The organism is Pseudomonas sp. 9_2_1 (assembly GCF_059295275.1).
Genome location: NZ_CM181239.1, coordinates 4135527 through 4161407, shown reverse-complemented (window position 1 = coordinate 4161407; position 25881 = coordinate 4135527). Strand labels below are relative to the sequence as shown.

23 protein-coding genes and 2 pseudogenes are annotated in these 25881 nt (G+C 64.3%); 15 read left to right on the top strand and 10 right to left on the bottom strand.

Annotated features, from left to right (window positions below):
- Positions 1 to 194: 194 nt before the first annotated feature.
- The 5 genes from AC5O5I_RS18815 (at position 195) to AC5O5I_RS18795 (ending at position 5257) form a co-directional block, all read left to right on the top strand.
- Positions 195 to 2429, top strand: coding sequence for a TonB-dependent siderophore receptor (locus tag AC5O5I_RS18815; protein WP_494511314.1), 2235 nt, complete (start codon positions 195 to 197; stop codon positions 2427 to 2429).
- A 72-nt stretch (positions 2430 to 2501) separates the two neighbouring features.
- Positions 2502 to 2789 carry an iron transporter gene (locus AC5O5I_RS18810; RefSeq protein ID WP_494511313.1) on the top strand — a complete coding sequence of 96 codons (288 nt, stop codon included), beginning with the start codon at positions 2502 to 2504 and terminating at the stop codon, positions 2787 to 2789.
- Positions 2786 to 4306, top strand: a complete 1521-nt coding sequence (locus AC5O5I_RS18805; RefSeq protein ID WP_494511312.1) for a PepSY-associated TM helix domain-containing protein — start codon at positions 2786 to 2788, stop codon at positions 4304 to 4306. Before AC5O5I_RS18810 ends, AC5O5I_RS18805 begins: the two co-directional genes overlap by 4 nt.
- Positions 4303 to 4635 (top strand): DUF3325 domain-containing protein, encoded by a 333-nt coding sequence (locus AC5O5I_RS18800; RefSeq protein WP_494511311.1) that lies wholly within the window; start codon positions 4303 to 4305, stop codon positions 4633 to 4635. The genes AC5O5I_RS18805 and AC5O5I_RS18800 overlap by 4 nt, the downstream gene beginning before the upstream one ends.
- Before the next feature lie 82 nt (positions 4636 to 4717).
- Complete coding sequence (locus AC5O5I_RS18795; RefSeq protein WP_172287083.1) at positions 4718 to 5257, top strand: histidine phosphatase family protein; 540 nt, start codon at positions 4718 to 4720, stop codon at positions 5255 to 5257.
- Positions 5258 to 5271: 14 nt separating this feature from the next.
- Here the strand turns inward: AC5O5I_RS18795 and AC5O5I_RS18790 are convergent, their stop codons facing one another.
- Positions 5272 to 6057, bottom strand: coding sequence for a sulfite exporter TauE/SafE family protein (locus AC5O5I_RS18790; RefSeq protein ID WP_172230977.1), 786 nt, complete (start codon positions 6055 to 6057; stop codon positions 5272 to 5274).
- A gap of 105 nt (positions 6058 to 6162) precedes the next feature.
- Positions 6163 to 6756 (bottom strand): helix-turn-helix domain-containing protein, encoded by a 594-nt coding sequence (locus AC5O5I_RS18785; protein ID WP_172287084.1) that lies wholly within the window; start codon positions 6754 to 6756, stop codon positions 6163 to 6165.
- A gap of 115 nt (positions 6757 to 6871) precedes the next feature.
- On the opposite strand from AC5O5I_RS18785, the gene AC5O5I_RS18780 reads away from it, so the two are divergent.
- The 3 genes from AC5O5I_RS18780 to AC5O5I_RS18770 all read left to right on the top strand — a co-directional run bounded on the left by AC5O5I_RS18780 (position 6872) and on the right by AC5O5I_RS18770 (position 9536).
- Positions 6872 to 8008, top strand: a complete 1137-nt coding sequence (locus AC5O5I_RS18780) for an NAD(P)/FAD-dependent oxidoreductase (protein WP_494511310.1) — start codon at positions 6872 to 6874, stop codon at positions 8006 to 8008.
- A 12-nt stretch (positions 8009 to 8020) separates the two neighbouring features.
- Positions 8021 to 8398 (top strand): RidA family protein, encoded by a 378-nt coding sequence (locus tag AC5O5I_RS18775; RefSeq protein WP_172287086.1) that lies wholly within the window; start codon positions 8021 to 8023, stop codon positions 8396 to 8398.
- A gap of 73 nt (positions 8399 to 8471) precedes the next feature.
- A complete protein-coding gene (locus AC5O5I_RS18770; protein WP_172230989.1) occupies positions 8472 to 9536 on the top strand; it encodes a YkvI family membrane protein in 1065 nt (354 codons plus the stop codon).
- 69 nt (positions 9537 to 9605) lie between these two features.
- Here AC5O5I_RS18770 and AC5O5I_RS18765 read toward each other — a convergent pair whose 3' ends face one another.
- The 3 genes and pseudogenes from AC5O5I_RS18765 to AC5O5I_RS18755 form a co-directional block, all read right to left on the bottom strand.
- Entirely contained in the window at positions 9606 to 10346 is a 741-nt protein-coding gene (locus tag AC5O5I_RS18765) for a methyl-accepting chemotaxis protein (RefSeq protein ID WP_374045940.1), read from the bottom strand.
- Between the two features lie 114 nt (positions 10347 to 10460).
- Positions 10461 to 11492, bottom strand: a pseudogene (gene mcpA, locus AC5O5I_RS18760) (methyl-accepting chemotaxis protein McpA); the annotation flags it as partial.
- 142 nt (positions 11493 to 11634) lie between these two features.
- Positions 11635 to 12513 carry a LysR family transcriptional regulator gene (locus tag AC5O5I_RS18755; protein ID WP_494511309.1) on the bottom strand — a complete coding sequence of 293 codons (879 nt, stop codon included), beginning with the start codon at positions 12511 to 12513 and terminating at the stop codon, positions 11635 to 11637.
- Between the two features lie 98 nt (positions 12514 to 12611).
- Between AC5O5I_RS18755 and AC5O5I_RS18750 the strand changes: the two genes are divergently transcribed.
- Positions 12612 to 13040 carry a PACE efflux transporter gene (locus tag AC5O5I_RS18750; RefSeq protein ID WP_172230627.1) on the top strand — a complete coding sequence of 143 codons (429 nt, stop codon included), beginning with the start codon at positions 12612 to 12614 and terminating at the stop codon, positions 13038 to 13040.
- Positions 13041 to 13061: 21 nt separating this feature from the next.
- On the opposite strand, the gene AC5O5I_RS18745 is transcribed toward AC5O5I_RS18750, so the two are convergent.
- The 4 genes from AC5O5I_RS18745 to AC5O5I_RS18730 form a co-directional block, all read right to left on the bottom strand.
- A complete protein-coding gene (locus tag AC5O5I_RS18745) occupies positions 13062 to 14120 on the bottom strand; it encodes a hypothetical protein (RefSeq protein ID WP_172230624.1) in 1059 nt (352 codons plus the stop codon).
- 237 nt (positions 14121 to 14357) lie between these two features.
- A complete protein-coding gene (locus AC5O5I_RS18740; RefSeq protein ID WP_172230619.1) occupies positions 14358 to 15026 on the bottom strand; it encodes a GntR family transcriptional regulator in 669 nt (222 codons plus the stop codon).
- 16 nt (positions 15027 to 15042) lie between these two features.
- Positions 15043 to 15747 carry a FadR/GntR family transcriptional regulator gene (locus AC5O5I_RS18735; RefSeq protein WP_172230616.1) on the bottom strand — a complete coding sequence of 235 codons (705 nt, stop codon included), beginning with the start codon at positions 15745 to 15747 and terminating at the stop codon, positions 15043 to 15045.
- A gap of 44 nt (positions 15748 to 15791) precedes the next feature.
- On the bottom strand, positions 15792 to 17102 hold the full coding sequence (locus tag AC5O5I_RS18730) for a C4-dicarboxylate transporter DctA (RefSeq protein WP_172230613.1): 1311 nt from the start codon (positions 17100 to 17102) through the stop codon (positions 15792 to 15794).
- 469 nt (positions 17103 to 17571) lie between these two features.
- Here AC5O5I_RS18730 and AC5O5I_RS18725 point away from each other — a divergent pair.
- The 3 genes and pseudogenes from AC5O5I_RS18725 to AC5O5I_RS18715 form a co-directional block, all read left to right on the top strand.
- Positions 17572 to 17853: pseudogene (locus AC5O5I_RS18725) on the top strand (PAS domain-containing protein); the annotation flags it as partial.
- Between the two features lie 408 nt (positions 17854 to 18261).
- On the top strand, positions 18262 to 19137 hold the full coding sequence (locus tag AC5O5I_RS18720; RefSeq protein WP_494512776.1) for a methyl-accepting chemotaxis protein: 876 nt from the start codon (positions 18262 to 18264) through the stop codon (positions 19135 to 19137).
- Positions 19138 to 19150: 13 nt separating this feature from the next.
- The gene (locus tag AC5O5I_RS18715) at positions 19151 to 20839 is read left to right on the top strand and encodes a putative bifunctional diguanylate cyclase/phosphodiesterase (protein WP_172285619.1); all 1689 of its coding nucleotides are present in this window, start codon (positions 19151 to 19153) and stop codon (positions 20837 to 20839) included.
- Positions 20840 to 20863: 24 nt separating this feature from the next.
- Here the strand turns inward: AC5O5I_RS18715 and AC5O5I_RS18710 are convergent, their stop codons facing one another.
- Positions 20864 to 22603 carry a sigma-54-dependent Fis family transcriptional regulator gene (locus tag AC5O5I_RS18710; RefSeq protein WP_494511308.1) on the bottom strand — a complete coding sequence of 580 codons (1740 nt, stop codon included), beginning with the start codon at positions 22601 to 22603 and terminating at the stop codon, positions 20864 to 20866.
- Between the two features lie 223 nt (positions 22604 to 22826).
- Between AC5O5I_RS18710 and AC5O5I_RS18705 the strand changes: the two genes are divergently transcribed.
- The 3 genes from AC5O5I_RS18705 to AC5O5I_RS18695 are packed head-to-tail and all read left to right on the top strand — an operon-like array spanning position 22827 to position 25878.
- Positions 22827 to 23921 (top strand): ABC transporter ATP-binding protein, encoded by a 1095-nt coding sequence (locus tag AC5O5I_RS18705; protein ID WP_494511307.1) that lies wholly within the window; start codon positions 22827 to 22829, stop codon positions 23919 to 23921.
- Positions 23921 to 25018: an ABC transporter ATP-binding protein gene (locus tag AC5O5I_RS18700; protein WP_172220666.1), complete on the top strand. Its 1098-nt coding sequence runs from the start codon at positions 23921 to 23923 to the stop codon at positions 25016 to 25018. Before AC5O5I_RS18705 ends, AC5O5I_RS18700 begins: the two co-directional genes overlap by 1 nt.
- On the top strand, positions 25015 to 25878 hold the full coding sequence (locus tag AC5O5I_RS18695; protein WP_494511306.1) for a carbohydrate ABC transporter permease: 864 nt from the start codon (positions 25015 to 25017) through the stop codon (positions 25876 to 25878). Before AC5O5I_RS18700 ends, AC5O5I_RS18695 begins: the two co-directional genes overlap by 4 nt.
- The last annotated feature ends 3 nt before the right edge of the window (positions 25879 to 25881 follow it).

Below are 25881 nucleotides of genomic sequence, written 5' to 3'. Positions count from 1 at the left end.
CCAAAGGCCGCGCGTTTAGCAAAGTTCCGTTACAAACATGTAAACTTCGTAAATAAGATTTAAACCCATTTGAGAATCCCTATATTTACCATCCCTGTTGGCCGCCAAACTGTGTTTGCGGGGCCGGTGGGCGAAGGGCTCCCGGTTCCGACAGGGATGTGCCTTTTCGCTCATGATTCGCAGGAGATGTACCCATGCAGTGCAGAACTTCACCCAACAGGCTCGCCCTGGCGTTTGTCGCGCTGGCGTCGCCGGCCATGATGGCCACTGCAGCAGAGGCTGATGAACGGCCCGTGGGTGAGGTGCTGGAGGTACCGGTCGCGGACAATGCTCTGTTGATCCAGGACACCCTTATCACCGCTGAGCGCGAGGCGCGCCAGGCACTGGGCTCTTCGGTCATTACCGCCGAGGACATCAAGCGCCACCCGCCAGCCAATGACCTGTCCGACATCATCCGCCGCGAGCCGGGGGTCAACCTCACCGGTAACAGCGCCAGTGGCGCACGAGGCAACAACCGCCAGATCGACCTGCGCGGCATGGGCCCGGAAAACACCCTGATCCTCATCGACGGCAAGCCGTCCAGCGCGCGCAACGCCGTACGCTATGGCTGGAACGGCGACCGCGACACCCGTGGCGAGACCAACTGGGTACCAGCCGAAGCGGTCGAGCGCATCGAGATCCTGCGTGGCCCGGCGGCCGCGCGCTATGGCTCCGGGGCCATGGGCGGGGTGGTCAACATCATCACCAAGCGCCCCACGGACGAGCTCAAGGGCAGCATCAGCCTGTACACGCAGTTGCCGGAAGACAGCGCCGAGGGTGCCAGCCGCCGTGCCAACTTCAACCTGGGTGGTGGCTTGACCGATAACCTCGGTTTCCGCCTGTACGGCGGCATGGCCAAGACCGACGCCGACGACCTGGACATCAATGCCGGGCACGCGACCAGTGCACTGGTGGCAGGTCGCGAAGGAGTACGCAACAAGGACCTCAACGGGCTGCTGAGCTGGAAGCTGAACGACGAGCACCGGCTCGAAGCCAGCGCTGGCTATAGCCGCCAAGGCAACATCTTTGCCGGCGACACCATGAACAGCAACGGCGGTGGCGACGTTGACTTCGTTTCCAGCCTTTACGGCCATGAAACCAACGTGATGCAGCGCAGTACCTACGACCTGACCCACCTGGGCGATTTCAGCTGGGGTACCAGCAAGACCTCGCTGGCGTATGAATACGTACGCAACTGGCGCCTCAACGAAGGCCTGGCAGGCCGCACCGAAGGCGCCCCGAACGCAGAGGGCGCGGCCATGTCACGCCTGCGCAATACCCGCCTCAGCAGCGAAGTGAACCTGCCGTTCGCCACCGGCAATACCGAGCATGTCCTGACTCTGGGCGGGGAATACCTGTACGAAACCCTCAACGACCAGGGTTCGTTGCGCCCGCAGAGTTCGGACCCTGCCGGCGACGCTGGGCTGGTCGGCTTCGATCGCAGCAGCTCGAAGATGACCGCGCGCAGCTATGCGCTGTTCGCCGAAGACAACATCATCGTCGGCGACACCACCATTACGCCAGGCCTGCGTTTCGACCATCACGAAATGTTCGGCGACAACTTCAGCCCCAGCCTGAACCTGTCGCACAAGTTGACCGAAGCACTGTCGGTCAAAGGCGGTATCGCGCGCGCCTACAAGACCCCGAACCTGTACCAGTCCAACCCCAACTACCTGCTTTACAGCCGCGGCAACGGGTGCAGTGTGCAGCAGACCAACAACGGTGGCTGCTACCTGCAGGGTAACGCCGACCTCAAGCCCGAGATCAGCGTCAACAAGGAAATCGGCCTGCTGTACGACCGCGGCACCTGGCGCACCAGTGCCACCTACTTCCGCAACGACTACAAGAACAAGATCATCGGTGATACCGATGTGCTCTACACCATCGGTACCGGCAGCCGCGTGACCCAATGGGACAACGCCGGCAAGGCGCGGGTGGAGGGCATCGAAGGCAACTTCTTCATCGAGCTGACGCCCACCCTGGACTGGAACACCAACCTGACCTGGATGCTCGACAACGACAACCGCGAGACCGGCGAGCCGCTGTCGGTGATTCCGCAGTACACCGTCAACACCACCCTCGACTGGCGCGCCACCGAGCAGCTGTCGTTCCAGGTGGCGGGTACTTACTTCGGCAAGCAGAAGTCGCCGACCTACAACTACCGTACCCAGGAAAACTACGACCAGGCTGCGCAGCAGGACGTCGAGGCCTACGGCCTGGTGGACGTGAGTGCCGGGTACAAGTTCAACGCCAACTACGACGTGCGGGTGGGGGTGAACAACGTGTTCGACAAGCAGATACTGCGCGGTGGCAACGCCAGCAGCTCGGGTGCCAACACCTATAACCAGCCGGGCAGGGCGGTGTTTGCTGCGCTGAATATCAACTTCTGAGCCAAGGGTCGCTGCGCGGACCATTCGCGGCTTTATCCGCGAATGGGCCTACACATTGTTCAAGGAAGCGAAATGACTCGATCCCCCGCCTGGCTGCAGATTCTCTCCCGCAGCAGCGCCGCGCTGCTCGGCGGCTACGCCGTCAGCTATGCCGCCAGCGCTTGCCTGGCCCGCATCCTGCCGCTGGCTGCCACCGATGCAGTCATTGTCGCGACTCTGCCGGCGTTCCTGTTCTACACCGCCGCGATCCTCTGGGCGTTTGCCTGCCGTGATGCCCTGCGCGCCTGGGCGCCACTGGTGCTGGCGGCGCCCCTGAGCCTGATCGGCTTCTGGCCGCAGGTACTGGAGTGGCTGGCATGAAGAATACCTTCACCCAATCGATGGCCTGGCTGCACACCTGGTCCGGTCTGATCTTCGGCTGGCTGCTGTTCGCCATCTTCGTCACCGGTACCCTGGCGGTGTTCGACAAGGAACTCAACCACTGGATGCAGCCGGAAATACCGGCCAGCCAGGTGTCGCAGGCCGACGCTGCCGGGCGTGCCATCGCCTACCTGCAGGCCCACGAGCCACAGGCGGCGAACTGGGGCATCAGCCTGCCGAGCGAGCGTTCGCCGGGGTTGCGCGTGTCCACCGGCGAACGACGCCACGCTGGCGGGGTACAGCTCGATCCGAACACTGGCGAGGTGGTGGAGGTACGCGACAGCGTCGGCGGCAACTTCTTCTTCCGCTTCCATTTCACCCTCGACCTGCCGCGCAATTGGGGTATCTTCGTGGTCGGCGCACTGGCGTTGGTGATGCTCGCGGCGCTGGTGACCGGCATCGTGGTGCACAAGAAGTTCTTCAAGGAGTTCTTCACCTTCCGGCCGAACAAGGGCCAGCGCTCGTGGCTGGATTTCCACAACGCCAGCGCCGTGCTGTTGCTGCCGTTTCATCTGATGATTACCTACACCGGCCTGGTGATCTTCATGCTCATCTACATCCCTGCGGGGGTGGATGCGTTATTCGCCGGTGACACCCGCGCCTACTTCAAGGCTCAGGGCAATACCCGCCTGGAGCAGCCCCGTGGCCTGGCCAGGCAGCCGGCGGCACTGGTCGATGTGGCGCCGCTGCTAGCCCAGGCCGAGGCGCGGCTGGGCCCGCTGGGCGGCCTGAACATCCGCAACCCTAATACGGCAGCGGCGCGTGTCGAGATCCGCCCCGCGCTTGGCAACCGCATCGCCTTGGCCAAGGGCCAGGCGATGGTCTTCGATGGCATCAGCGGGCAATTGCTGAGCGACGTTCCCGAGTGGCGTGCGGCGCCCCTGACCCAGCGGGTCATGGTCGGCCTGCACTTTGCCCAGTTTGGCGGCTACCCGATGCGCTGGCTGTACTTCATCTGCGGGCTGGTCAGCTGCCTGATGATCGCCAGCGGCCTGGTGCTGTTCTGCGTAAAGCGCGGGCGCAAGTATGCCAATGCCAGTGCCGACGCTTCGGCACGGCGCTGGTACCGGCTGGCCGAGGTGTGCAACGTCGGCTTCGTCAGCGGCCTGTTGTTGGCGTGCGTTGGGCTGCTATGGGCCAGCCGCCTGCTGCCCGTGGAGCTGCTGCAACGGGAAAGCTGGGAGGTGCGGGTATTCTTCGGCGCATGGCTGCTGGGCCTGCTGCATGCCGGCATCAGGCCGGCATGCCAGGCGTGGGTCGAGCAGCTGCTGCTGACGGCATTGCTGTGCATTGGCCTAGGTGTGTTTGGCGGGCTTGAAGATGCGATGCGCCTGGGCGTAGTGGCGTGTGCGCTGGTGCTGGGGGTATTGCTTGGGCTGGTGGCCTGGCGGATAAGCCAGACTCAGCCGGAGGCGTTGAAGGCAACGGCGGGTCGGCAGATGGAGGCTGAAGCATGATGCTGTGGATCACAGGCGGCGTGGTGTTCGCGTACGCTGGCATGCTCGGGCTTTGCCAAGGGCTTGAGCGGCATTACAAGCAGGTATGGAACCGGCCCTGCCCACGTGCCTTGCGTATTGGCTTGCGAGGCGCGGGATGGCTGGCGCTGCTGGCCAGCCTGGTGCTCTGTGCCCAGGCTTGGGGCTGGGCCATGGGGCCGGTGGCCTGGTTTGCAGTGCTGTCTTTGGTGGGGGTGGTGCTGGTGATGCTACTGCCGTACTGGCCGCGGTTGGCGGTGGGGTTGGTGCTGGCGGTGCCGGGATGGGGGTTGGTGTCAGTAGTTGCCTGATCTGCGCTCATCGCGGCCAGCTTCGACATTGCTGCAGCAGCGTGCTAAACCATGCTCCCCCAGCACGCGCGAGAGAATACCGGTGAAAGCCGTCCGCCTGACCCTGATCTGCCATGCCCTGACCCAGGCCCAGAAGACCGGGCGCCTGCACTGTGTGGATGATGGCATCCTGCCGTTGACCGGGGCACCATGCCTCAACCTGGCAGGAATGCAACTGCTGACGGCCCCAGAGCGCCGGGCCTGCGAGACTGCAGCATGGATGGCCGGGCCGGCGCAGGTCGAGCCGGCATTGGCCGATTGCGACCTGGGGCGTTGGCAGGGTTTGACCTTGAAGCACTTGCAGGCCGAGCAACCGCAGGCGTTGGCCGAGTGGCTGGAAAATCCAGCCAGCGATGTGCACGGCGGCGAGACGTTTGTCGAGCTGCGCCGGCGTCTCGCTGGCTGGTTGGGCGGCTTCGATCAGCCAGGGGAATGGTGTTGCGTCACACACCCTTTGGTCATCCGGGCAGTGCTCATGAACCTGATGGACTGCCCACTTTCAGCCTTCCATGCGATTGACGTACTGCCGCTTTCCCGGTTGCAACTGAGCCGTGCAGGCCGTTGGCGATTGCGCATCGTATAAGGCGCGCTCTGCCTTCAGAAAGCCAGCTTGTAGCCGATCAGCAACAGCATCGCCGCCAGGCACGGGCGCAGCACACGGTCGGAGATGCGCCCGGTGAGGTGGCTGCCCAGATAGATGCCCGGCAGCGAGCCCAGCAGCAGATAGCCCAGCAGCGACCAGTCCATGTTGCCCATGCCCGCATGGCCCAGGCCTGCTACCAGGGTCAGTGGCACGGCGTGGGCGATTTCGGTACCGACCAGGCGGCGGGTGACCAGGAACGGGTACAGCAGGAACAGCGCCACGGTACCGAGTGCGCCTGCACCGATGGAGGTGAGCGTGACCATCACCCCCAGCACCACGCCGGTCAGCACGGTCAGGGTGTTCAGGCTGCGGTCGCTGAGGTGGTAGTGGTCACCGGCATGGCGGTTGGCGAAGGCCTGCAGGCGCGATTTGAACAGGATGGCCAGCGCAGTGAGGATCAGCACCACGGCAAGGCCTTGCTTGATAATGGCGTTGAGCGCCGAGGTATCGGTGTGCAGGGTGCTGAGGAACCACAGGGTCAGTGCAGCGGCGGGCACGCTGCCCAGGCTCAGATAGCCGGTGATCTTCCAGTCGATGTTCTTGTGTCGGGCATGCACCCATACGCCGCTGGCTTTGGTGATGGCGGCGTACAACAGGTCGGTGCCGACAGCGGTGGCCGGGCTGATGCCGAACCACAGCAGGATAGGGGTCATCAGCGAGCCGCCACCGACGCCGGTCATGCCGACGATGAAACCCACGACCAGGCCCGCAATGGTGAAACCGAAAGAACCTACATCCATACGCTACTCGACTGCCCAACTTTGCCCGTTATCGGATGCAGCCAGCATATAGATTTTTTTATAGCCAAATAGACTTGTTCGTTATTAGGTTATAACCGCGGCCGATCAGCGATCAGTCATCACCACCATCACGTGGGCAACGCCGCCGTCGTCGCTTTCCGACAGGTAGATGTGCCCCACCTGGCTGTCAAAATACGCCGTCTCCTGTGGCCCGATGCTCACCGCCTCACCGGTCTCGAACTCGATGCGCACACGCCCGCTCAGCACCAGCGCGAACTCCTGACCGGGATGGCGGATAAAATCGTCGAACTGGCCGCGTTCCCTGGCGATGATGCGGGCATAGGCCGGCGTCATGCGCCGTTCGGGAAAGTCGCCGGCAATCGGATAGTAATCATAGGTGCCGGTCGAATAACCCGCCGCTGCCGGCAATGAATCGACCACCACGGTCACCGGCACCGGGGCGCTCACCGTACCGCTGGCGCGTAGTAACTGGGCGATATCGACATTCAGTGCCCGCGCGGCAGCGGCAAGTTTTTCATAGCTGACCGACACCTGCGCCAGTTCCATTTTCGACAAGGTGGACAGCGGCACGCCACTGGCTTCGGACAATTGCTTGAGGGTCATCTGGCGTGCCTTGCGCACCTGGCGCAGGCGCTGGCCGACTACAGCGCGGTCTAGCAGGGGAAGGGCAGCGGGCATTCAGGGCTCTCGGCATGCGGCGTTGGTCGGGCATCTTACCTTGGACCCTTGCGCATTTCTAAATTCTCATATATTAGAATTCTCATAAATGATAATTAAGCTGGCAGGAGTGTGCATGATCCCGATCTACGACACCCTTATCATCGGTGCCGGCATTGCCGGTGCGTCGCTGGGCTATCGCCTGGGGGGTCAACAGCGGGTGCTGTTGCTCGAGCGCGAGTCGCAGCCTGGCTACCATGCCACCGGGCGCTCGGCGGCGATGTTCATGGAGGCATACGGCACCCCGCAGATCCAGGCCCTGACCCGCGCCAGCCGGGCGTTCTACCACGCCCCGCCGGCGGGTTTCTGCGAGCACCCGCTGCTGGAACCGCGTGGCTGCCTGTATGTGGCGAGCGTGGAGCAGCGCGAGCTGCTCGAGCAGACCCACGCGCAGAACGTGGCCAATGGCACCGAAGTCAGCCTGCTTGACCGCGACGCCGCGCTGGCCCTGGTGCCCAGCCTGCGAAGCGAGACCTTGGCCGGCGCGGTGCTCGAGCCGGGTGCCATGGACCTGGACGTGCATGCGCTGCATCAGGGCTTCTTGCGCGGCTACCGTGCTGCCGGTGGTGAACTGCGCTGCAATGCCGAGCTGCTCAGGGCCAGCTACCAGAATGACCTTTGGCAAATCGAGCTGGGCGATGGCAGCCACGTGCAGGCGCGCCAGCTGGTCAATGCCGCAGGTGCCTGGGCCGACCGCGTGGCCGAGCAGTGCGGCGTGGCACCGGTCGGCCTGCAACCCTGCCGACGCAGCGCCTTCACCTTCCCCGGCCCGGCGGACCACGACTTCGCCCGCTGGCCGGCCGTGATCGGCGTCGATGAAAGCTTTTACTTCAAGCCCGATGCCGGCCAGCTACTCGGGTCGCCAGCCAATGCCGACCCGGTCGAACCCCAGGACGCCGCACCGGAGGAATTGGATGTGGCCCTGGGCATCTACAACATCGAAGCCATGACCACCCTGGCGATCCGCCGCCCCAGCCACACCTGGGCCGGGCTGCGTTCGTTCGTCGCCGATGGTGACCTGGTGATCGGGTTTGACCCGCACGTCCCCGCGTTTTTCTGGCTGGCGGCCCAGGGCGGCTATGGTATCCAGTCGGCTGCAGGCGCCTCACGGCTGGCAGCCGACCTGCTGCTCGGCCAACCGCTGTGTCCCAGTCTTGTCCGCCAGGGGGTGGCCCCCGAGCGCCTGTCCCCGGCCCGTTTTCAACAACCGTGAAAGGAGCTTCCCATGAGCAATGACATCCAGCGTTTCCCCAGCAGCCTGCCGTTCCCGTTTTCCCGCGCGGTCAAGGCCGGTGGTTTTCTGTTCCTCTCCGGCCAGGTGCCAATGAGCAGCGCTGGCGAAGTTGTGCGCGGTGATATCCAGACCCAGACCCGCGCCGCCTGCGAGCGCATCGCCGACAGCCTGGCGGCCTGCGGTGCCAGCTTCGACCAAGTGGTCAAGGCCACGGTGTGGCTATCGGACATGAGCCACTTCGCCGGTTTCAACGAGGTGTACAAGGAGTTCTTCGGTGCCGCGCTGCCAGTGCGTTCCACCGTCGCCTCGGCGTTGGCGCTGGGCGTGGACGTGGAGATTGAAGTGCAGGCGTTTGTCGGCGACTCCTGAAACAGCGGTGCAGGAACGGGCTTGCCCGCGAAAAGGCCCTCAAAGGCACAACAACAATAAATCAGAGGTGCACATGAAAGAGCAGCTGAAGATTGCCGGCGCATTTGTCGGTGTGATTGTGGGGGCGGGGTTCGCTTCGGGGCGGGAACTGCTGTTGTTCTTTGTCGATTTCGGCCTGTGGGGGCTGGCCGGTGCGTTGGTCAGCGCCGCCTTGTTCACCTTCCTCGGCATGGCCCTGGCCGGGCTGGGCAACCGCCAGCAGGCGACCTCGCACAAGGATGTGATCCAGGCCATTTGCGGCCGGCACCTGGGCCGGTTCGTCGACTGGTTGATCACCTTCTTCATGTTCGCGGTCACCGTGGTCATGCTGGCGGGCGGTGGTGCATTGCTGGAGCAGCAGTTCGGCATCCCGGCACTGACCGGCAGCGTGCTGATGACGCTGGTGGTGGTGGGCATCGTGTGCCTGGACGTGCGCAAGGTGATCCTGGCCATTGGCGCCATCACGCCACTGCTGATCCTGGTGGCGTCGGCCATTGCGCTGTACGCGGTGTTCAGCCGTGAACAGAGTTTCGCCGCGCTCGATCAGCTGGCCGGCCAGCAGCAGGCCGGCACCCGCCACTGGTTGCTGGGGGCGTTTCTGTATGTGTCCTACAACATCGTCGCGGGTGCGCCGATCCTGGCCATTCTGGGTGGCTCGGCCAAGGGTGAGAAAACCGCCGTGTGGGGTGGCTTGCTCGGTGGTGCGGCATTGGGTGGCCTGATGCTGGTGATGAGTGCCGGGCTGTTGTCGCGCCTGGACAGCGTGGCCGACCTGCCGATGCCGATGCTGTCGATTGCCAGTGAAGTATCGCCGTTGCTGGGCCTTGTGATGTGCCTGATCATCTTCGGGATGATCGTCAACACTGCTGTCGGCACCATGTTCTCGTTTCTGTCGCGGCTGTTGCCAGCGGGCACGGCCAAGTTTCGCTGGGGGTCGGTGGTCACCGGGGTGGTGGCGTTTGGCTGCAGCCTGGTGGGGTTCATCAGCCTGGTGGGCGAGGTGTACCCGTTGTTCGGTTACCTGGGCTTTGTGCTGATGGCGGCCGTGTTGCTGGCCTGGGTGCGACGGGCTCGGGTGCGGGAAGCAGCTGTGGCTTGAAACGGGGCGATATCAACGGGCCTGTACCGGCGACAACAGCCATTGGCCGCTGCCGCCTGATGCCAGCGATTAGATCCTGAAGCTGCCCACCAACTGCTTCAAGCGCCCGGCCTGCTGCGCCAGCTGGTCGCAGTGGCGCAGGGTGTCGTTGAGGTTCTCCACCCCTTGCTGGTTCAGGGCGTTGATCTGGGTGATGTCCAGGTTGAGGCTTTCGACTACGGCAGTCTGCTCTTCGGTGGCGGTGGCCACCGACTGGTTCATGCCATCGATCTCGCCAATGCGCTGGGTAACGCTGGCCAGGCGCGCACCGGCCTGGTTGGCCACTTGCACGGTCTGTTCGCTGGAAACCTGGCTGGTGTTCATGGTGTGCACCGCTTCGCGCGAGCCCACCTGCAGGCTGGTGATCATGCGGTGGATTTCTTCCGCCGATTCCTGGGTGCGGTGCGCCAGGTTGCGCACTTCATCAGCCACCACCGCAAAGCCACGGCCGGCTTCACCGGCACGGGCCGCTTCGATGGCGGCGTTCAGCGCCAGCAGGTTGGTCTGCTGCGAGATGCCCTTGATCACGTCGAGGATCTTGCCGATCTCGTCAGTGCTGGCGTTGAGCGTTTCGATCTGCGCGCAAGACTCGCTGATGCGCTGCGACAGGGCAGTCATGGCACTGATCGCTTCTTCGACCACTTCACGGCCACCATGGGCCTGTTCGCTGGCGCCGCTGGCATGCTGGGAGGCATCGGCGGCGTTGCGGGCGATTTCCTGGGTGGCGGCACCCAGTTCGTTGATTGCCGCAGCCACGCTGTTGGTGCGCATGCTCTGCTCTTCAGAGCCGCTGATCGACGCGTTGGAGGCGCTGACCACTTTCTCCGACAGGTCATGCACCAGGCGGGTGGCGGATGACACTTCGCTGATGGACGCATGGATCCGTTCGACAAAGCGGTTGAACGAGGTCGCCAGTTCGCCGAACTCGTCCTTGTTCTGCACGGCCAGGCGACGCGTCAGGTCGCCTTCGCCCTCGGCGATGTCGCGCATGGCGCGGCCCATGGTGGTCAGCGGGCTCATCAGTACCGGAATCAGCAGGCCGAGCAGGCCGGCGATGGCCGCGACGGCAATCAACATGGCAATGATCGCCGAGGTGCGGAACTGGCTGAGCGCGGCGTAAGCCTTGTCCTTGTCGATCGACAGGCCGATGTACCACTGCGCCGATGGCAGGCCGGCCACAGGGGCGAAGGAGATGATGCGGTCCTGGCCATCGAGGGTGACATCCTGCATGCCGGCGGCAACCCGCAGGTTGCTGCCCGGGTAGATGTCCTTGAGGTTTTTCATCACCTGGTCTTTGTTCGGGCTGACGATCACCTGGCCATTGCTGTCGGCCAGGAAGGCGTGGCCGATGCCGCCGAAATCGACCGAGTTGATGATCTCGACCAGGGTGTCGAGGGTCACGTCGCCACCGACCACACCGATCAGCTGGCCATTGTCGCTGCTCTTGACCGGCGTGGCGATGGTTACCATCAGGCCGCCGACCGCGCCCTGGTAGGGGGCCGTCAGCACCGTCTGCCCGGCGCTGGCTGCGGCGCCATACCAAGGGCGCTGGCGCGGGTCGTAACCGGCGGGCATCTGGGTATCCGGGCGCTGGGTGAACACACCGTTGGCCTGGCCCAGGTAGGTGAACAGGAAATTACGCGTGTAGGAAGGCTGCTCGATCAGGCCGGCCAAGGTGTCGCCGGCGCCTTGCTGGCCGATGTCCTGGGCCAGGTTTTCCAGCACCAGGATGCGCCCGCTCATCCAGTTCTGCACGCTGCTGGCGGTCAGGGCACCGGATTGCTCCACCGAGGCTTCGATGTTCTGGCGGATGGTGTTGCGTTGCAGGTAGTCGTTGTAGAGCGTGAACAGGGCAAATGCCAGGACCACGACGCCGCAGGCGCTGAGCAGGATCTTGTGGCGAAATTTCAGGTTCATGTTTCGAGACCTTGAGCCAATGAGGGGAGGGCGCAGCGCGCTCATGACGCATTGCGGGGCCTATCGACCGGGATATCGGCTCAAGGGGTAAAATATTGAAGCGCCTACAGAAATTTCTTACAGGCGTTTCGACAGACGGTAATCATGGCTTGCCCAGTTGTTCGATCAACAGGCGTGCGGCCTGCTGCAGCGGCTGTTGTTTGCGCCAGAAGATGTGCACGGGTAACTGGAGTTCATTGCGTGTATTGCGAAAATCCAGACGTACCAGGCGCCCGCTGGCGATCAGCGGCGCTACCCGCGACAACGGCAGGTCGCCCCAGCCCAGGCCGGTTTCGACCATCTGCAGGGCCAGGTCGAAGCTGTCGGTAGACCAGTGCGTGGCGCCGATCAACGGGCGCGGGTCAGTCAGTGGCAGGTCACGGCTGCGTACCAGGATCTGCCGCACCCGGGTCAGGTCCTCCAAGTACTGGATGCGCCCCTCGCGCAGGGCGGGGTGGGCCGGCGACAGAGTTGCCACCAGCGACTCCATGCCGATGTGCTGAAAGCCGCGCCGGGCATCGACCTGCAGGCCGGCAAAGGCTACACAAAGGTCTACGCGGCCGCTGTCCAGCAACTGCAAGGCTTCCTCTTGCTGGGCGCTGAGCAGGGCGATGTCCAGCAACGGGTGACGCTCACCGAGGCGGGCAATGGCTGCCAGCAGCGGGCGGTGGTCGATGTCTGGCACCACGGCCAGCGTCAGACTGCTTTCCAGCCCCTGCGACAATTCCAGGGCATGTGCCTGCAGCAGCCCCAGCTGTTCGGCAATCAGTCGGGCGTGTGGCTCCAGGGCCAGCGCTTGTGCTGTAGCCCGAACTTCACGCGAGCCACGCTCGAACAGGCTGTAACCCAGTTCGGCCTCAAGGTTGCCAATGGCCATGCTCACGGCGGACGGCACCCGCTGCAGGGCTCGTGCGGCGGCAGAAAACGAACCGCGGTCAAGCACGGCGAGAAACAGCTGGATGTTGTCGCTGGAAAAATTCATGTCAGGCTCCTGTCAGTAGATCTGACAGCTGCTGACTTTTGCTGTCAAGCAGCGTGAAGCATTATCGCACCGCTTTTGTCATTCAGAGGAAACTCCCGATGCAGGGAATGAAACGCAAACTGGTCTACGTGACTTTCTATGAACTGATCGGGCTGTGCATGTCGACCCTCGGGCTGGCCTACCTGGCGGATACCCAGGCCTCCCATACCGGGCCGCTGGCGGTGATGATCACTACCATCGCCATGCTCTGGAACCTGATCTACAACACCCTCTTCGAGTACTGGGAGAGCCGCCAGGCCAAGCGTGGGCGCAGCGTGGCGCGGAGGGTGGCGCATGCCATCGGCTTTCAGCTGACCCTGGTGGTGTATCTGATCCCGCTGATCGCCTGGTGGCTCGGAATGACGCTGGTCGAGGCGTTGCTGGTGGACATGGCGTTCATTGTGCTGATCCCTTGCTACACCTTTGCCTACAACTGGGCGTTCGACCGGATGTTCGGGTTGCCAAATTCGGCCCTGGCCTCGGCCTGATCGGGCCGGCACAGGCAACCGCTAAGGCAGGCGGATGATCAAGGGTTCCTGCCGCTGCTTCACCGGCTGCTCCACACGTTGCTCAAGCGGCCGTGGTGCACTGGCCAGCAAACTGTCCTCAACCTGCCCCGACAGGTAATACACGCCCGCCATGGCCCCGCTCTGGCGGTTTTCCATCAGCTCTTGCCATTCCTGGTTCAACGCCACATTGAGGATCACCCGCAGCTGCTCGACCATCTGCGGCTGCTCGCGATCATGGGTCATCATCCCGTAGCCCGCCGCCGCAATCGAGATCATAGCACCCGCCACCTTGCCCACCGCTGACGCCACGGCACTGGCGATGCCCCGCGGGGCCAGGGTAGCCCCAAGCTTTTCACTGGCCTGGGTGGCCACCGAACTCAAACCCACATCGGTGTTACCCGGGCCTTTGCTGGCCTGCTGATGCAAATGCTGGCGCATGGCTTGCCAGGCCGGCTGCTGGTCCAGCGACTGGGCCCGCAGCAGCTGATACAGGCTGGCATTGCGTGCGTCCGGCGGCCCCAGGTTGATGGCGGGGATGCGGTTGAGGCGCTGGCTGAACTGCTCGGGCGGCGCGTTGTAGCGGCTGATGATGGCCGGTAGCTGTTGGCCGAGCAGTTGCAGATAGAGCTCGCAGGCACGGTCGCGAATACCCTCCGGGTTGATCTGCTCGGCCACCGGCTCGATCACCCGCTCGTGGTACTGCTCCTGCAGGTACAGCGCCAGGCGCTTTTCTGCAGGCTCCCGGCCCTTGCCACTGTCAAGCTTGTACCAGGCTACTTTCAAGGTCAGCCACTGCTGGGTCCAGTAGCCGGTGAACCAAGGGATGAAGTCGCTTTCGGTGCGTTGCTGCACCTGCTCCTTCCACACCCGCATCGAGCGCCGGGCATAGTCGTTGGCCGAGCCCGCAGCGCCGGCCGAGGCATCGATCAGATCCTGGTCGATGCGTTGCCAGGCGTCGGGGGTGAGCACCGCCGGCGGTGGTGGGGCAGGCGGGCGCTTGCCCGCGCAGGCGACAAGCGCCAGCAGCAGGCACAACAGCAGAGGGATACGAGAACTCACGCAACCGCCTCCCTGGTAGAGGCTGGGGTGGTTCTCGGAGTATAGGGTGGGGTTGCAGTCGCCGCTGCGCAGCCCATCGCCTGCCCGACGCGTTCCCTCTGTAGGAGCGGCCTTGTGTCGCGATGGGCCGCAAAGCGGCCCCAGGCTCTCAGCTGCGCAGCAGATATTGCCGGGGCCGCGTTGCGGCCCATCGCGACACAAGGCCGCTCCTACACAAGTAGCTGGATTGTGAATGGGTCATCCCAGGTCGAGCTTTTCTTCCAGGCGGTCCAGGTGCCTGTGCATCAGCCCCAATGCCGCTTCGGCGTCGCCTTGCTCCACAGCATCAATGATCGCCGCATGCTCTTCCCACGCGCAGTGGTCACAGCACGGTGACTCATAGCGCGCGATGATCAGCGAGGTCATCGGCACCAAACCGTTCAGAAACCGCGCCAGTGGCGCATTGGCGGCCACCTGCGCCAGTTTCAGGTGAAACTCCCCGCCCAGGCGGATCGCCGCGCAACGCTCGCCGCTCTCATGATGCTGGCGCTCACGCTCCACCAGTTGCCGTAGCTGGCGCACCTGCGCCGGCCGGGCGCGTTGGGTTGCCAGGGTGATCAGCGTGGTTTCGGCCAGGCGCCGGGCGCTGAGCACCTGGCGCGCCTGGTCCGGGTCGGGTGCGGCCAAGTGTGCGGTGTGGCTGGGGCGCTGCACCACCACCTGCTGGTCGGACAGGCGCCCCAGCACGCGACGGATCACGGTGCGGCTGACACCAAAGGCATGGCCCAGCGCCTGTTCGGGCAGCAGGCTGCCAGGCGGCAGGCGTTGTTCGAGAATGGCATCGAACAGCCGCGGGTAGATCTGCTCGGCCGACAGGCGGGTTTCGCCTGCCGCAAGCAGGGCAGGCAAGTGGGGGGCGGCGTTCATGGTCGCTCTCCTGGGGTCATGGATGCGGGTGTTCGTCCGGGATGTTCAGCGCTATGCCCATGCGCAGCCCTTCGGCCAGGATGTGCTGGCGCATCTGGGCACTGGCCTGGGCGCTGTTGCGTTCACGTATGGCACGTACCACGGCTTCGTTTTCTTTCAGCCGGGCCGCCAGGTGTTCGGGCGAGTTGCGCAGCATGTCGGCGCTTTGCTTGAGGGCATTGCCGGTCTGCTGCACCACGCTCTGGAAGATCGGGTTGGTGGTCAGGGCGAACAGCGCCTGATGGAAGGCGATGTAGGCCGAGACCCCGGCTTCGCTGTCATCGGCCTCCAGCGCTTCGCGCATGTCCATCAGGGTCAGGCGCAACTGGCCGATATCCTGGCTATTGGCTGATTGCGCCACCAGCCCGACGATGAACGGTTCAAGGGTGTAGCGCAGCTCCAGCACATCGGCCAGGCTGGCTGCGGCGCTGGTTTCCAGGCCCGGCTCCTGGGCGGCGGCGTCGGCATCCAGCACCAGCACGCCTTTGCCCGGCAACGAGCGCACCAGGCCCTGGGTTTCCAGCACGGTCACCGCTTCGCGCAGGCTTGGGCGGCTGATACCCAGTTGCTCGGCCAGGTCGCGCTGGCCCGGCAGCATGTCGCCGCTGCGCCATTGGCCACGGGCCAGGGCCTGGCGGAGCTTTTCCACCACTGAGTTGACGACGGTCGATGAGCTGATCACGGTTCGCTCCTGGAAGGGCCGGCATCAGTGCCGGCCACGTTCACTCAGAATTCCTGTTGATGGACATTGGGCTGTTTGCGCGGCGTGGGGGCGAAGCCGAGCTTGCCGTCGAGCACGTTCTGCGCACGTTCAAGGTCGATGTCCTTCTCCCAGCGGGCGATGGCCACGGTGGCGACGCAGTTGCCGATCAGGTTGGTCAGCGCACGGCCAATGCCCATGAACCAGTCCACCGCCAGCACCAGCACCAGGCCGACCACCGGAATCGCCGGTACCGCGGTCAAGGTGGCGGCAAGAATCACCAAGGCCGAGCCTGGGATGCCGTGAGCACCCTTGGAAGTCACCAACGACACCAGCAGGATGGTCAGCAGGTCGGTCATTTCCAGCGGCGTGCCAGTGGCGTTGGCAATGAACACGATGGCCAGGGTCAGGTAGATGGAGAAGCCGTCAAGGTTGAACGAGTAGCCGGTAGGGATAACCAGGCCGACGGTGGAGCTGCCGATGCCCAGGTGCTCTAGTTTGCGCATGATTTGTGGCAGCACGGCGTCGGAGGACGCGGTGCCAAGGACGATGGTCAGCTCTTCACGCAGGTACTTGATCAGTGGCAACAGCTTCAGGCCCGACAGGCGCATCACCGTGCCCAGCACGACCAGGACGAAACCGGCGCAGGTCAGGTAGAACAGTGCCACCAGGCCACCCAGGTGCTGCAGCGACTCCAGGCCGTACTTGCTGGTGGTAAAGGCGATGGCGCCGAATACGCCAATCGGCGCCAGGCGCACGATCATGCCCATGATCCGGAAGATCACATGGCTCAGTTCGTTGATCAACCGCGAAATCCCGGCGGCCGAGTCCCCGACCAGGTTCAGCGCACTGCCGAACAGCACCGAGAACAGCAGCACCTGCAGAATGTTGTTGTCAGCAAAGGCACCGATCACCGAGGTGGGGATCAGGTCCATGAAGAACGCCGTGGCACCGTGGATGTGCTGGCCACGCTCGGCCAGGCTGCTGGCATCGGCGCTGGACAGCTGCTCCAGGTGGATGTTGGCACCACTGCCAATGCCACTGCTGAAGGCGAAGATCAAGCCGATCACCAGGGCGATGGTGGTCAGCACTTCGAAGTAGATCACCGATTTCAAGCCGATGCGCCCGACCTTTTTCAGGTCACCCGCGCCGGAAATACCGCTGACCACCACGCAGAACACGATCAGGCCGATCAACATCTTGATCAGCTTGATGAAGCCGTCGCCGAGGGGTTTGAGTTGCAAGGAAAGGTCGGGGAAGCTGAGGCCGCAGGCAATGCCGAGGGCAAGGCCGAGCACGACTTGCAGGAATATCGAACGCGAGCACCATTTGAGCATGGAAGTGATCTCTGATCGGTGTCCTTGCTTCGGTAGCCGCACGGGGCGAAAGAGCGCAGGACTTAATTATTGTGGTCTTACCGGTTTGTTCAGCGCCAGGCCATAAAAGCGCGAAAAATCCCAGATTGCAAGGCTTTTTGGCCTTACCGGTCTGACCAGTTGTGGGGCAACTCGGCCCACCAGGCTCTAGTTCGGTGCGCACCGCAATCGGAATGCACAGAAAACAGTTCAGGGCATGGCCGGTGCCTGGTTACAGTTTGCAATCCGCTTGTAGCAATCCGCTTGCCAATCGCCGAGCCAGCCTCGACTTTTTTGATAACGCCATGATTCGTAAGGTTTATTTGCATTATGTGGCTGAAATCGTAGAATCCGCGCCCGACCGGGCAGTCAGCAACGGGCCGTTTGCGGGAAAATCCTCCCGACCCCGCCCCAAGCTGGCGCCTGGCGTTCAAATGAATGGAGTCTCATCGTGCGCCTCAACCTCCCGGTCACCCCGGTCGAGCAACGTTTCCCCCCTGGTCAGCGGCTGATTTCCGCCACTGATACCGCCAGCCTGATCACCTACTGCAACCCCGAATTCACTGCCATCAGCGGTTACAGCGAGGCCGAACTGATCGGCAGCCCGCACAACCTGGTGCGCCATCCGGACATGCCACCGGCGGTGTATGCGCTGATGTGGCGTTACCTGAAGGCCGGCAAGAGTTGGATGGGCATCGTCAAGAACCGCTGCCGCAACGGCGACTACTACTGGGTCAACGCCTACGTCACCCCCATCCTCGAAGGCGGGCGGGTGGTTGGCTACGAGTCGGTGCGGGTGTGCCCCACACGTGAGCAGGTGGCCCGCGCCGAGGCCCTGTATGCACGGCTGCGCAACGGCCAACCGGCCTTGTCGGCAGCGCACCGGCTGGGCTCGCTGGCTCAGGCCCTGGCCTTGCCACTGGCGGGTGGGCTGCTGGCGGTGGGTGCCAACCAGCTGTGGCCCGGCTTGCCGGGGCAGGGCCTTACAGCGGGCCTGTTCCTGGCCTACGGCTTGTGGGCGCGCAACGCCGTCGGACGGCAGTTGCAGCAGGTTGTGCAGGGCGCCGAGGGCACCTTCGCCGACCCGGTCGCAGCCTTGACCTACAGCGACTTGCCAGGTGCTGCGGGGCAACTGCAAGTGATGCTGATCAGTGAGGAGGCACGGCTGAAAACCGCGTTGACCCGCTTGAGCGACCTGGCCGGGCAAATGGCCGTGGCCGCCCATGATGCCGGGCAATTGTCACGCGGCACCGAAGCGGCATTGCTGGACCAGCGCGCCGAAACCGACCTCAGCGCCACGGCGATGAACCAGATGGCTGTTTCCATCGGCCAGGTGGCCAACCACGTACAGCTGACTGCCGCCGAGGCGCACACCGCGCACCTGCTGGCGGCGCAGGGCAGCCAGGTGGCCGATGCCAGTGGCGCGGCCATCCGCACCCTGGCCAGCACCGTGACCCAGATCAACCAGGCGGTCAGCCACCTGGCTGGTCAGACCGGCGCCATCGCCGACGCCGCCGGGATGATCCGCAGCATTGCCGAGCAGACCAACCTGCTGGCGCTCAACGCGGCCATCGAGGCCGCGCGTGCGGGCGAGCATGGCCGCGGTTTTGCCGTGGTCGCCGATGAGGTGCGGACACTTGCCGACAAGACCCGCCAGTCGACCTTGCACATCCAGGCCATCATCGACGCCCTGCGCAGTGGTGCCGAGGAGGCTGTGGAAATTGCCAGCCAAGGTATCATCGGGGCCGAGCAGGGCGTTGCCCAGGTGCAGGAGGCCCGGCAGGCACTGCATGGCATTCGTGACGCGGTGCAGCGTATCAGCGACATGAGCCAGCAGATGGCCACGGCCTCGCAGCAGCAATCGGCAGTGGCCGAAGACGTTTCGCGGCAGATCAATGGCGTGGCCGGCATTGCCCGGCACAGCGCCAGCAGCGCCAACGCCGCCGCTTCGCGTGGCGCCGAACTGGAGCAGGTGTGCGCCGGATTGCGTGCCCTGGTGGAGCGCTTCAACCGCTAAGGCAGGATGCTTTATGGATGACAACTACCGCGCGGCCGTGGATGCGGCTGCGATTTTTTCCGAAACCGACCTGCGGGGCAACATCACCTACGTCAACCAGCAGTTCTGCAGCATCTCGGGCTACAGTCGCGAAGAACTGCTGGGCGCCAACCACCGCATCCTCAACTCCGGCCTGCACGAGCCCGCGTTTTTCGTTGGCATGTGGCGGGCGCTGGCTGCGGGCGGGGTATGGAAGGGCGAGATCTGCAACCGCGCCAAGGACGGGTCGCTGTATTGGGTGGACAGCACCATGGTGCCGCTGGTCGACCCAGCCACCGGCCAGGTGCGCAAGTACGTGTCGATCCGCTTCGACGTCACCGAGAAGCGCCAGCTGCTGCATACCTTGCAGTGGCGGGTGGGCCATGATGTGCTCACCGGTCTGCCCAATCGTGCCTACCTGTCCGAACTGCTGAACCAGGCCTTGGCATACTCGCGCCAGGAGCACAGCCCGCTGGCGGTATGCATGCTGGACCTTGATGGTTTCAAGGCGGTCAATGACGGCTATGGGCATGCCATGGGGGATTTGCTGCTGATGGAGGTGGCGCAGCGGCTGAAGAACATCCTGCGTGGCGGTGATGCCGTGGCCCGGCTGTCGGGGGATGAATTCGTGCTGATCCTGCGCGATATGAATGACGACCGCCATCTGCATGGGGCCCTGCGTCGGGTGCTGCGCGCACTGGCGGCGCCCTATGAGGTGCGTGAACAGACCTTGGCGCTAAGTGCCAGCATCGGCGTTACCCTGTACCCCCAGGATGACGAAGACGCTGACACCCTGGTGCGCCATGCCGACCAGGCGATGTACGTGGCCAAGCAGCGCGGGCGCAACCGCTATCACCTGTTCGACGTGTCCCAGGAGCTGGAGCTCAAGGCCACCCACCAGACCGTGGCGCATGTGCGCCGGGCGCTGAACAACGGTGAGATGTGCGTGTACTACCAGCCCAAGGTCAACCTGCGCACGGGCCAGGTCCTCGGCTTCGAGGGCCTGCTGCGCTGGCAACGGCCCGGCCATGGGCTGGTGCTACCCGGCGACTTCCTGCCCTGGGTCGAGCAGACCGACCTGATCGTCGAAATCGGCGAGTGGGTGCTCGAACAGGCGCTGCACCAATTGCAGTCCTGGCAGCGCCAGGGCCGGTCTTGGTCACTGAGCGTGAATATTGCTGCACGGCATTTGCAGCGCAGCGACTTTGCCGAACGTTTGCAGCAACTGCTGGCGGCGTACCCCGAGGTGGCGCCGGCGCGGCTGGATCTGGAAATCGTCGAGTCGGTGGCCATCGACAACCTGCAGCACGTCAGCCGCTGCCTCGATGCCTGCCGTGCACTGGGCGTGTGCTTTTCGCTGGATGACTTCGGCACCGGTTATTCGTCGTTGAGCTACCTGAAGCGTTTGCCGACCCAGACGATCAAGATCGACAAGTCGTTCGTGCGCGACATCCTGCATGACCAGGACGACCTGGCGCTGACTGCAGCGGTGATCGGCCTGGCCCGGGCATTTGGCCGTGAGGTGATTGCCGAGGGGCTGGAGAGTGTCGAGCACGGCCGGGTGCTGATGGGCCTGGGTTGCGAGCTGGCGCAGGGGTACTGCATAGCCCGGCCGATGCCGGCGTCTGAGGTGGAGGCCTGGGCGCAGGCTTACCGGCAGCCGGCGCAATGGCGCGAGTGTTGAGTTGCCGGGCTTGCCGCCAGATCATCAGCCCCCACGCAGCCGCTTGTAAAGCGTGGTACGGCTGATCCCCAGCCTGCGTGCCACCGCCGACAGGTTGCCATCGGCTTGTGCCACCAGCACCTGCAAGTCCTCACCCTCGGTCGCAACCACCACCGGCACCTGCGACTCGGCCAGAAAACCCGCGGGCAGGTGTTCCAGCCCGACCGGGGCGTTGCCGGCCAAGGCCAGCGCTACCTGCAGCACACTCCCCAGTTCACGCAGGTTACCCGGCCAAGGGTGCTGGTCGAGCAGGTCGATAATGCCCGCTGGCAGCCGCGCAGGTTGCCCTGGGTCGCGGTAGCGCGCATGCAGCTGCTCTATCAATGCCCGCCGGTCAGCGCGCTCGCGCAGTGGCGGCAACACCAGCGCCAGGCCGGCGATGCGGTAGTACAGATCCTGGCGGAAGCGCCCGGCACGCACCTCGTCGGCCAGGTCGCGGTTGCTTGCCGACACCACCCGGATATCCACCGTCACCGGTTCGCCGCTGCCCAGCGGCTGGATGCTGCGCGACTGCAGTACGCGCAGCAGGCGGGCCTGGGTGGGCAGTGGCATGTCGCCGATCTCGTCGAGAAACAGGATGCCGTGGTCGGCCTTGCGGATCAGCCCCGGATTGCCCTTGTGGTGGGCACCGGTGAATGCCCCTTTGTCGTATCCAAACAACTCCGACTCCACCAGCTCGGCCGGGATTGCCGCACAGTTGACGGCGACCAGGGGCTGGTTGGCGCGGCTGCTGGCGCGGTGCAGGTCATTGACGAACACTTCCTTGCCGACGCCGGTTTCACCCTGTACCAGCACCGGGATGTCCTTTTCCAGCAGCAGTCCGGCCTGGGTCAGTGCCTTTTCCAGGCGCGGCTCGCCTTTGCAGCGGGAAGTGGCCGTGCGTGGGGGCTGCCACAGGCAATGAAAGCGGTTGCGCCCGGTGGCCTGCAGGGCGAAGGCCTGTTGCCGCGGATGGCTGAGCAATTGCTGCAGGGGCAACTGGAACAACTGCTCGATGTTCTGCTGCAGCGGGTTGCTGCCCAGCAGGCTGTCGGCCCGGTGATTGGCGGCCAGCACCTGCCCGCGCTCATCGAACACCAGCAGGCCGGCCCAAGGGCTGTCGAGGTTGTCGGAGGCGCTGTTGAAGAGCAGTTGCGCGTGCTGGTCGGCGTGCTCGGCGAGGATCAGGCGGTTTTCCAGGCTTTGGCCCATCATGCGCACCAGGCCCAGTGTCTGGCTGGCCGGCAGGTAGCCGTCACTGGCCACGTCCAGCCCCCCCACCAATCGCCGGGCGGCGTCGAACAGCGGGGCGGCGGCGCTGGACAGGTAGCGGTTCTGCCGCAGGAAGTGTTCGTCCTGGCCAACGTGGATCGCTTCGGCGCAGACCAATGCGGTGCCCAGGGCGTTGGTGCCCACGCCACGCTCGTGCCAATGGGCGCCGGCGCTGAACCCATGCTGCTGGCGTGGCTCGATGAACCGCCGCGAACCCCAGGTGTCGAGCAGGCAGCCGCTGGCGTCGGCCAGCATCACCAGGTAGCTGGCGTTGCCCAGCAAGTGCGTGTATTGCGGCAGCACCTCCTCGCGAGTCAGACGCAGGAGTGCCTGACGCCGCTCCAGCAGGGCACCGAGTTCGGCGCGGCTCAGGCAGTCGAAGTCCGGTGCGTGCTGGGGTTGCAGACCGTGTTCACGGCAGCGGACCCAGGAGGCCTGGATCAGCTGGGAATGGGTCGAAGCGGATGCGTCCATGGGCCTGTCCTGTGTGGTTATTGTCATGGGCCGACCGCTGTTCAGTGTTGTGCACGAGTGTTCATTGTCAAACCGGCGAGTGTTCAGTTGTGCAGCCATTGTGTTCACTTGTGAACCGGTGATTTGCCGGGCTTGCCGCGTTCGCCCCGGGCCAGAGCGGCGCGGCGCAACTGGCACGGAACTGGCTGTGCCCGGCAGACAACAACTACAGAAAGGCCACGCCATGTCCCTGGTGCTGGAGCAAGTCAGCCGCAGCGTCGACAGCCAGGCCTGGGTCGTCGATGCCTCACTGTGTTTCGAGCCTGGGTCGTTCAATGTGCTGCTGGGCCGCACCCTGGCCGGCAAGACCAGCCTCATGCGCCTGATGGCCGGGCTCGACCGCCCGGACTGCGGGCGTGTATTGATGGATGGCCAGGACGTGACCGGCGTGCCGGTGCGCCAGCGCAATGTGTCGATGGTGTATCAGCAGTTCATCAACTACCCGACCCTCAGTGTCTACGAGAACATTGCCTCGCCGTTGCGCCAGGCGCACATGGCCGAAGCGGAGATTCGCCGGCGGGTGCAGGAAACCGCCGAGATGCTGCGTATCGAAGCCTACCTGCAGCGCCTGCCACTGGAGTTGTCCGGCGGTCAGCAGCAACGCACGGCGATGGCCCGGGCGCTGGTCAAGGATGCCTCGCTGATCCTCTTCGACGAGCCTTTGGTCAACCTCGACTACAAGTTGCGCGAGGGTCTGCGCCAGGAATTGCGCGAGCTGTTTGCGGCGCGCCATTGCATCGCCGTGTACGCCACCACCGAGCCCAACGAGGCGCTGGCGCTGGGTGGCACCACCACCCTGGTGCACGAGGGCCGTATCGTCCAGAGCGGGCCCACCGCCGAGGTCTATCAGCGCCCTGGCAGCGTGCTGGCCGCCGAGCTGTTTTCCGAGCCGCCGATCAACCTGGTGCCTGGCCGAATCAGCGGTAATGAGGTGAGCCTGGCCCAGGCGGTGCACTTTGCCCGCAGTGCCGACTTGCAGCAGCTTGGCGAGGGCGACTACCGCTTTGGCGTGCGCCCCAGCCATATCACCCTGGTGCCGGCCCACGACGACGACCTGGAACTGGCGGTGTCGGTTGAGCTGGCCGAGATCAGTGGCTCGGAGACTTTCCTGCATGTGCGCAACGAACACTGGCGAATGATCCTGCACCTGCCAGGGGTTCACGAATACCAGGTGGACACGGCGATCCGCGTGTTCATCCCCACCCACAAGCTGTTCGTCTTCGACAGCACCGGTGCGCTGGTGCAGGCACCCGGCCTGCGCCAGACAAGGAGAGGGTGATGGCCGAAATTCGCCTGCGCCAACTGGCCCATAGCTATAGCCGCCACCCTGCCAGCGAGGCGGACTATGCCTTGCATGCGTTGGAACATGTGTGGGAGCAGGGCGGTGCCTATGCCTTGCTCGGGCCGTCGGGCTGCGGCAAGTCCACCTTGCTCAACATCATCTCCGGCCTGCTGACACCGTCCCATGGCGAGGTGTTGTTCGACGGCAAGCCGGTCAATCAGCTGTCGCCGCAGGCGCGCAACATTGCCCAGGTTTTCCAGTTCCCGGTGGTGTACGACACGATGACGGTGTTCGACAACCTGGCGTTCCCGTTGCGTAACCAGGGGCTGGACGAACCCCGGGTGCGAGCCCGGGTAGCGGAAATTGCCGAGGTACTCGACCTGGGAGCCGTGCTGCGCAAGAAGGCGCGCAACCTCAGCGCTGATGAAAAGCAGAAAGTTTCCATGGGCCGTGGCCTGGTCCGCGACGATGTGTCGGCGATCCTGTTCGACGAGCCGTTGACGGTGATCGACCCGCACCTGAAGTGGAAGCTGCGACGCAAGCTGAAGCAGATCCACGAGCAGTTCAACATCACCATGATCTATGTCACCCACGACCAGCTGGAGGCCTCCACCTTCGCCGACAAGATTGCGGTGATGCACGGCGGGCGCATCGTCCAGTTCGGCACGCCGCGCGAACTGTTCGAGCGGCCGCGGCACACCTTCGTTGGCTACTTCATCGGCAGCCCGGGAATGAACCTGATCGAGGTACGCGCCGACGCCCAAGGGGTGGTGTTCGGCGATGTTCATCTGCCGCTGCCCGACGGCCTGCGAGAACGCTTGGCGAGCACTGCAGGCGGGCGCTTGCAGGTCGGTATCCGGCCCGAGTTCGTGCAGCTGTGGGACAGCCCGCTCGACAACACCTACCCGGCCCAGGTGCTGGATGTCGAGGACCTGGGCACCTACCGCATCGTCACGCTGGAACTGGGCGGTGTGGCGCTGAAAGCGCGCTTGAACGAAGACCGCCCGCTGCCGGAGGGGCGGGCCTGGGTCAGCCTGCCGGCGCAGTGGCTGATGCTGTATGTCGATGACCTGCTGCTGGAGCCAGGGCCATGAACAAGGTGCACAACAACAAAGCCTGGTGGCTGGTGCTGCCGGTGTTCCTGCTGGTGGCATTCAGTGCCGTGGTGCCGATGATGACGGTGGTCAACTATTCGGTGCAGGACATCTTCGACCAGTCCAACCGCTATTTCGTCGGCGCCGACTGGTACCGCCAGGTGCTGCGCGATACGGCGCTGCACGACGCGCTGCTGCGCCAGTTCATCTATTCCGCCTGCGTGCTGCTGATCGAGATTCCACTGGGCATCGGCATTGCCCTGACCATGCCCACCAGAGGGCGTATGGCCTCGGTGTGCCTGATCGTCATGGCCATCCCGTTGCTGATCCCGTGGAACGTGGTGGGCACCATCTGGCAGATCTTCGGCCGCGCTGATATCGGCCTGCTCGGCGCCACCCTGGCCAAGCTCGGGGTCAGCTACAACTATGCCGGCGACCCCTTCGACGCCTGGCTCACCGTGCTGGTGATGGACGTGTGGCACTGGACTTCGCTGGTGGCATTGCTGTGCTACTCGGGGCTGCGGGCGATCCCCGACGTGTACTACCAGGCCGCGCGCATCGACCGCGCCTCGGGCTGGGCGGTGTTCCGCCACATCCAGTTGCCCAAGCTGAAGAACGTGCTGCTGATCGCGGTGATGCTGCGCTTCATGGACAGCTTCATGATCTACACCGAGCCCTTCGTGCTGACCGGCGGTGGGCCCGGCAACGCCACCACCTTCCTCAGCCAGACTCTCACGCGCATGGCCGTGGGGCAGTTCGACCTGGGCCCGGCGGCGGCGTTTTCGCTGGTGTACTTCCTGATCATCCTGCTGGTGTCGTGGCTGTTCTACACAGCCATGACCCATGCCGACAAGGAGTAGGCC